Genomic DNA, 5,974 nt, shown 5'->3' with positions numbered 1-5,974 from the left:
ACTAGGGCATATCGCTATATTTTTAATAGCACCCCTGCATGTCCGTATCATCGCTGCCGCCACGGCCATTACGGCGGCGTGTAGCGCCGGTCCACCGATGCCAGGCAATCCAGGATTTCCCGCGCCGCCTCGTCAATGCGCGGGCCCGGCCGCACCATCACGTCGAAGTGCGATTCGGCGATGCGGCAGAACCGACCGCGCTGCACCGCCTCCATGGTGCCCCAGCCCGGGCGCGCGGCGATGGGTGGCGTACCGCGGCCTTCGTTGGTGATGAGCAGGTCGGGCTCGGCCCGCACCGCATATTCCGGGCCCAGCTTGGGAAACGCGCCCAGGCTGCCCGGCACCACGTTGCGCAGGCCCAGGCGGGCCAGCGTTTCGCCGATGAACGAGGCCTCGCTCGCTGCCGCCGAGCCGCCGTGCAGTTCGAAGTACACGCGCCGGCCTTGCCACGCGGCCGGCACCCGGGCGCGGGCTTCGTCCAGCCGCACGTCGGTGCGGTGCCACAGCGCTTCGCCCGCCCCCGGCTTGCCGATGGCCTGTGCCACCGCCTCCATGTTGCGCCGCATGTCCGCATGCGTTTTGGCGTCCAGCGCCAGTACCTTGATGCCCAGGCCCTCCAGCCGCTCGACCACACGGTTGCGCGGGCGCACCAGCACCAGATCGGGCCGCAGCGCGATGATGCGCTCCACGTGCGCGTCCGCCAGGCTGCCCACCTGCGGGAGCTGGCGCACCGACTCGGGCCAGTTGGAGTGCCGGTCCACGCCGACGAGGCGATCGCAGGCGCCCAGGGCGCAAAGCGTCTCGGTGAGCGAGGGCTGCAGCGACACGATGCGAGCGGCCGGCCGTGGCAGCTCCACGGTCTGCTGCCGGTCGTCGGCGATGCGGATGCCTGCGTGCGCGGCGCCCGCCATCCACCAGGCCAGCAGGCACCACCACACAGCGGACGATCGAAAGGGGTGGGAAGGGCGCAAGGCGGTAGGCAAGGGGTGGGGCGGCATCGTGGGCGAGCGCGGTATTGTGCCGGTCCGCGGCCCTGGCCCGTGCCTTGGCAGAGCGCGCGAGGCCCAAAAAAGGCATGGCGCGCTGCGCGCTGCACGCCATGCCGCTCGACAGATCAGTGCTTGTGGTCGCCGTGGGCCGCCGGTGCCTGGCTGGCGCTCACCGCCCGCGCCTGGGCCTTCACCTCCAGGGACTCGCGCTTGCCGTCCTGGCCTTCGAAGACCAGCGTGAGCGGCACCGTGTCGCCTTCCTTCACGGGCTTGGTCAGGTCCATCAGCATGACGTGGTAGCCGCCGGGCTTGAGGTCCACGGCCTTGCCCGCGGGCAGGTCGATCGCGGGCACCTCGCGCATCTTCATCACGTCGCCTTCCATCTTCATCTCGTGGATTTCCGCCAGTGGAGCTGCGGGCGAGCTGACCGATACCAGGCGCGTGCTCTTCGCGGCATTGAGCCGCATGAAGGCGCCGGTGGCCTTCTGGTTCGGCACCGAGGCGCGCACCCAGGCGTCCTGCACGGTGACTTGGGCATGGGCGGCCGTGGCCGTCAAAAGGGCCATGGCGATGGCGAAAGCGGAAAAGGGGGTCTTGGGCATGAAAGCTCCTTGAATGCGGAAAACGGATCAACGGCCTGCGCGGGGCTGCGCGGAAAACCCATGCCCGCAGCGGTCCGTAAACGGGGGGCAGGTGGACGGCCGGTCAGCGCGCTGGGGACCGGCCCCGGTGTTCATGCCGCCAGCGGCGGTGCCCGAGGAGGGAAGGGCGCACCGGCCAGCGTGGCCGGCGGAGCGCGGTAGAGCGGGGTGGGAACGTGCGTCGGCAGTGCCTGGGCATGCGCGCCCGCCTGGGTCGAGGGCGGCGGCAGGACCGTCGGCAGGCACAGCGGACACTCCAGGCCATGGTGCGCAGGCACGGCGGCATCTTCGCCCGCGCCGGCCACCACCCACCGCGGCTCGCCACCCGCCGAGCACACCCATTCGATGCGCGGCGGGTGCACCAGCGGCGCGGCCACCGCCACGCCGAGCGACGCCACGAACCACGCCAGGATCAGGCGGGCGAGAAAGCGGACGTGGCGCAGGGCAGGCATGTGCGCTGCATTATCGCCGCGTGCTTTCCCGGCCTTCACCGCGCCGGGTCCAGGGGCTGGTGCGCCCCCGAAGCGCGCACTCCGTCGATCGCAAGGCCGTCCCCGACGGGCCTCTTGCATTCGGACGGCGCGTTTTCCGACGCGATCGCTCGGTCTGCGCACGCAGCCTTGGGCGTCTTCGTCGGCCGGCCCGCCCTTCAGCGGGCGCGCCGTGCCACGGTCCGCCATTCCCTCAGGAGCCTTTCATGCCCACCTCTCACTCCTCCAAAGCCAAGACCCGCGACGGCACACCCGGTGCCACCAAAGCCCGGGGCAACGCCGGCACGGCGGAGAGCCCGGACACCGAAGCGGTCGCGCGCAAGCAGGTGCGAATCCAGCGCGAGCAGGACGCGAAGGACCAGGCCAAACCCTCTCGATCCGCCGCCCCAGCCAAGAAGGGCGCTGCGGCCAAGACCGCCGCCCCCGGCGCCGGCCGTGCAGCCCCCGTGCCGCCCATGCCGCAGCAGCACCTGGAAAAGCCGGGGCGTGAGGCCGACATGGAACTGGCGCCGCAGTTCGAGGCGCCCCAATACCGGGGCAGCGGCAAGCTCGATGGTTTCTCCGCCATCGTCACGGGCGGCGATTCCGGCATCGGCCGGGCGGTGGCCGTCCTCTTCGCCCGCGAAGGCGCCGACGTGGCCATCGTCTATCTCAACGAACACGAAGATGCCGAGGCCACGCGCCAGCATGTCGAGCAGGAAGGGCGCCGCTGCATCCTGATTCCGGGCGATGTGAAGAGCGCGGCCTTTTGCCAGCGGGCCGTGCGCAAGACGGTGTCGGCGTTCGGAAAGCTGGACGTGCTGGTCAACAACGCGGCCTTTCAGGAGCATGCCGAATCCCTGGCGGAACTGACCGAAGAGCGCTTCGACGAAACCTTCAAGACCAACGTCTACGGTTACTTCCACATGGCCCAGGCGGCGCTGCCGCACCTTCAGCGCGGGGCCGCGATCATCAACACCGGCTCGGTCACCGGGCTGCGCGGCAGCAAGGAATTGCTGGACTACTCCGCCACCAAAGGCGCGATCCATGCGTTCACCAAAGCGCTGGCCAGCAACCTGGCCGAGCAAGGCATCCGCGTCAACGCCGTGGCGCCCGGCCCCGTGTGGACACCGCTGAATCCGGCGGACCGCAGCGAAGAGGGCATCGCCGAATTCGGCAGCAAGACCCAACTGGGCCGGCCCGCGCAGCCGGAAGAGATTTCGCCGGCCTACGTGTTCCTCGCCTCGCCTGTGTGCTCCAGCTATATCACCGGCATCGTGCTGCCGATCACCGGCACGGCGGGCGACGGGGGCTGATGCCTTCCCGGGGGGGGCTGCACGCTGCTAGGCTGCGGGACGCGCCCTGCGTGTGCGGCACCGCCCGGGTGCGCCAAGCGGCGCAATGGCCTCAGACGGTGATATCGCCGCCGTCTTCGCCATCCCAGTAGTGGATGCGGCAGGCTTTCACCCGGATCATGACGAGCCCCTGGGTGTCGATGCCATCCTTGAACCAGTGGTCCAGGTCGGGCGTCCAGTGCTCGGCGAACGCGGCGCGGTCGCGCACCAGCTCGGCGTTCCCCTGCACGGCCACCAGGAAGGCCTTGGCGCCCTGGAAGGCGAGCGATACCTGGGGCGCACGTTCGATGTCGGCCACCATGCGGGATTGCTCCCAGGTGAAATAGCACGACGTGCCGTCGTAATCGACCTCGCGGTTGTTGCTCATCGGCCGGCCGGCAATGGTGCCGCCGTCGGTGTGGGTGGACAGCATGGCGATGTCGATGTCGCGCATCTTCTCGGCCAGATCGGCCAGGGTCTTTTGGGTCATGGAGGGCGATCGGCGGGGTTCAGCGGTCAGCGCCGAGCTGTTCCACGCGGTCATCGTTGGTGATGCTGCGTGAACCCTTGAGATGCATCTCCACATCGGCCGCCTTGTCGCCGACGGCTTGCACGGCCTCTTTCAGTTGCAGCTCGCTCACTGCGAGCTTGTCGGCCCACTGGGTGACGAGGGCGGCGTCGTTGACGTCGATGCGATCGGGTTGCACACCTGCGGCTTGGTTCATGTCGGTCTCCTGAAGAAAAGAAGGGGAAGACATGAACCTAAGGCGCACGCAGCGGCGGCGGCTGTAGGCAGAACGCGCCCACTGCCGGAGGGATTGCCCGACAGGACGCCGTGGCGTGCATGGAATGCAGAGGTGCTGGGTGCTTCCCACGAAGCGGCGGAAATGCAAAAAGCCGGCGCTATGTTTGATAGCGTCGGCTTTTTTTGCCTTGCGGCTTGTATAAGTGGTGGGTCCTGAGTGACTCGAACACTCGACCTACGGATTAAGAGTCCGCTGCTCTACCAACTGAGCTAAGAACCCACTTTTTGAAAAGTTGTCTGCATCGCTGCAGAGCCTCGAATTATGCACCAAGATTTGAGGCGTCTGCAAGTCCCGCAGAAAAAAATTGCCGTCATCACGTGCTGATCGCCGGCCGTCTGGCGGTCTTTCACATCAGCAGATGCTCGCCCGCGTTGTCGCCACCCAGGATCACGTAGTTCACCTTGCGGATGTCCATGAGCTTGCGGCCGCCGGAGTAGCTGATCGAGCTTTGCACGTCCTGCTCCATCTCCACCAGCGTGCTGGCCAGCGTGCCCTTGATGGGCTCGAGGATGCGCTTGCCCTCCACGTGCTTGTACTCGCCCTTGTTGAAGTCGCTGGCCGAGCCGTAGTACTCCTTGAACAGCGCGCCGTCCACTTCCACCGTCTGGCCCGGGGACTCTTCGTGGCCGGCGAACAGCGAGCCGATCATGACCATGGTCGCGCCGAAGCGGATGCTCTTGGCGATGTCGCCATGGTCGCGGATGCCGCCGTCCGCGATGATGGGCCGGGTGGCCACACGCGCGCACCATTTGAGCGCCGACAGCTGCCAGCCCCCGGTACCGAACCCGGTCTTGAGCTTGGTGATGCACACCTTGCCCGGGCCGATGCCCACCTTGGTCGCATCGGCGCCCCAGTTTTCCAGGTCGATGATGGCCTCGGGCGTGCCGACGTTGCCGGCGATGACGAACGCGCCGGGCAGCTTGTCCTTGAGGTAGCCGATCATGTTCTTGACCGTGTCGGCGTGGCCGTGGGCGATGTCGATGGTGACGTACTCGGGGACGAGGCCGGCGGCGGCCAGTTGATCCACGGTGTCGTAGTCGGGCTGCTTCACGCCCAGCGAGATGGACGCGAAGCACCCCGCCGCTTGCATGTCGCGCACGAACTGCACGTTGTCCAGATCGAAGCGGTGCATGACGTAGAAATAGCCGTTTTGCGCCATCCAGCGGCAGATTTTCTCGTCCACCACCGTTTTCATGTTGGCCGGCACCACGGGCAGGCGGAAGCTGCGCTGGCCCAGCGTCACGCTGGCATCGCACTCGGAGCGGCTTTCCACGCGGCATTTGCGCGGCAGCAGCAGGACGTTGTCGTAGTCGAAGATTTCCATCAGATTTCCAAGCTCCATTGAAGGACGCGGCGGAAGGATTTCCGCCACGGTGGGCGCTTGGCTTGCTGACCGGCTCTGCGGGTGCCGCCGCAATGGACGGCACCGGACCCTGCTGTGCGCAGGCACAAAAAAACCGGGCGTCAAGAAACTTGGGCCCGGTGACTGATTCTACCCGCCGCTCAAGACCCTGCTGCGCAGCGGGACTGCGCCGCGGCCACGATGCGGCCCTGCGCATCCTGCAGCCAGCCGGCGACGAACAGACGCTCGGCATCGGTGCCTTCCGGGGTGCGCATGGAGCGGTTGTCGATCCAGGCGGATTGCTCCTTTTTCGATAGCGGTATGCCGGCGTTCCAATTGCCCTGGAGGGCATTTCGAACCACATACCGTTCGACCGGCGTCCCTGCGGTGCC

7 protein-coding genes, 1 tRNA gene and 1 pseudogene are annotated in these 5,974 nt (G+C 67.4%); 1 reads left to right on the top strand and 8 read right to left on the bottom strand.

Translation table 11 applies throughout. The features are described from left to right. Positions 1 to 68: 68 nt before the first annotated feature. The 3 genes from AC27IO_RS19225 to AC27IO_RS19215 form a co-directional block, all read right to left on the bottom strand. Positions 69 to 971, bottom strand: a complete 903-nt coding sequence (locus tag AC27IO_RS19225; RefSeq protein WP_487089071.1) for an ABC transporter substrate-binding protein — start codon at positions 969 to 971, stop codon at positions 69 to 71. 143 nt (positions 972 to 1,114) lie between these two features. Beyond that, the gene (locus tag AC27IO_RS19220) at positions 1,115 to 1,591 is read right to left on the bottom strand and encodes a copper chaperone PCu(A)C (protein WP_284408407.1); all 477 of its coding nucleotides are present in this window, start codon (positions 1,589 to 1,591) and stop codon (positions 1,115 to 1,117) included. Between the two features lie 131 nt (positions 1,592 to 1,722). Continuing rightward, positions 1,723 to 2,082 (bottom strand): hypothetical protein, encoded by a 360-nt coding sequence (locus AC27IO_RS19215; RefSeq protein ID WP_284429060.1) that lies wholly within the window; start codon positions 2,080 to 2,082, stop codon positions 1,723 to 1,725. Between the two features lie 245 nt (positions 2,083 to 2,327). Here AC27IO_RS19215 and AC27IO_RS19210 point away from each other — a divergent pair, with 245 nt between their 5' ends. After that, a complete protein-coding gene (locus AC27IO_RS19210) occupies positions 2,328 to 3,416 on the top strand; it encodes an SDR family oxidoreductase (RefSeq protein WP_498740234.1) in 1,089 nt (362 codons plus the stop codon). Positions 3,417 to 3,507: 91 nt separating this feature from the next. On the opposite strand, the gene AC27IO_RS19205 is transcribed toward AC27IO_RS19210, so the two are convergent. The 5 genes and pseudogenes from AC27IO_RS19205 to AC27IO_RS19185 form a co-directional block, all read right to left on the bottom strand. Then, complete coding sequence (locus AC27IO_RS19205) at positions 3,508 to 3,924, bottom strand: pyridoxamine 5'-phosphate oxidase family protein (RefSeq protein WP_487089067.1); 417 nt, start codon at positions 3,922 to 3,924, stop codon at positions 3,508 to 3,510. A 19-nt stretch (positions 3,925 to 3,943) separates the two neighbouring features. After that, positions 3,944 to 4,159: a DUF3606 domain-containing protein gene (locus AC27IO_RS19200; protein ID WP_272564590.1), complete on the bottom strand. Its 216-nt coding sequence runs from the start codon at positions 4,157 to 4,159 to the stop codon at positions 3,944 to 3,946. A gap of 224 nt (positions 4,160 to 4,383) precedes the next feature. After that, positions 4,384 to 4,459: transfer RNA gene (locus AC27IO_RS19195), tRNA-Lys, on the bottom strand. 127 nt (positions 4,460 to 4,586) lie between these two features. After that, positions 4,587 to 5,564 (bottom strand): GMP reductase, encoded by a 978-nt coding sequence (locus AC27IO_RS19190; RefSeq protein WP_272564565.1) that lies wholly within the window; start codon positions 5,562 to 5,564, stop codon positions 4,587 to 4,589. Between the two features lie 179 nt (positions 5,565 to 5,743). Continuing rightward, positions 5,744 to 5,974 (bottom strand): annotated as a pseudogene (locus tag AC27IO_RS19185) (hypothetical protein); the annotation flags it as partial.

The sequence above is a fragment of the Acidovorax sp. KNOB132 genome (genome assembly GCF_057541515.1).
Note: the sequence above shows the minus strand (reverse complement) of the source record. Positions and strands in the feature narration are given on the sequence as shown.

Coding starts and splice junctions, on each gene's coding strand:
- AC27IO_RS19220 (WP_284408407.1), bottom strand. CDS start 1,591: ATGCCCAAGACCCCCTTTTCCGCTTTCGCCATCGCCATGGCCCTTTTG.
- AC27IO_RS19215 (WP_284429060.1), bottom strand. CDS start 2,082: ATGCCTGCCCTGCGCCACGTCCGCTTTCTCGCCCGCCTGATCCTGGCG.
- AC27IO_RS19210 (WP_498740234.1), top strand. CDS start 2,328: ATGCCCACCTCTCACTCCTCCAAAGCCAAGACCCGCGACGGCACACCC.
- AC27IO_RS19205 (WP_487089067.1), bottom strand. CDS start 3,924: ATGACCCAAAAGACCCTGGCCGATCTGGCCGAGAAGATGCGCGACATC.
- AC27IO_RS19200 (WP_272564590.1), bottom strand. CDS start 4,159: ATGAACCAAGCCGCAGGTGTGCAACCCGATCGCATCGACGTCAACGAC.
- AC27IO_RS19190 (WP_272564565.1), bottom strand. CDS start 5,564: ATGGAAATCTTCGACTACGACAACGTCCTGCTGCTGCCGCGCAAATGC.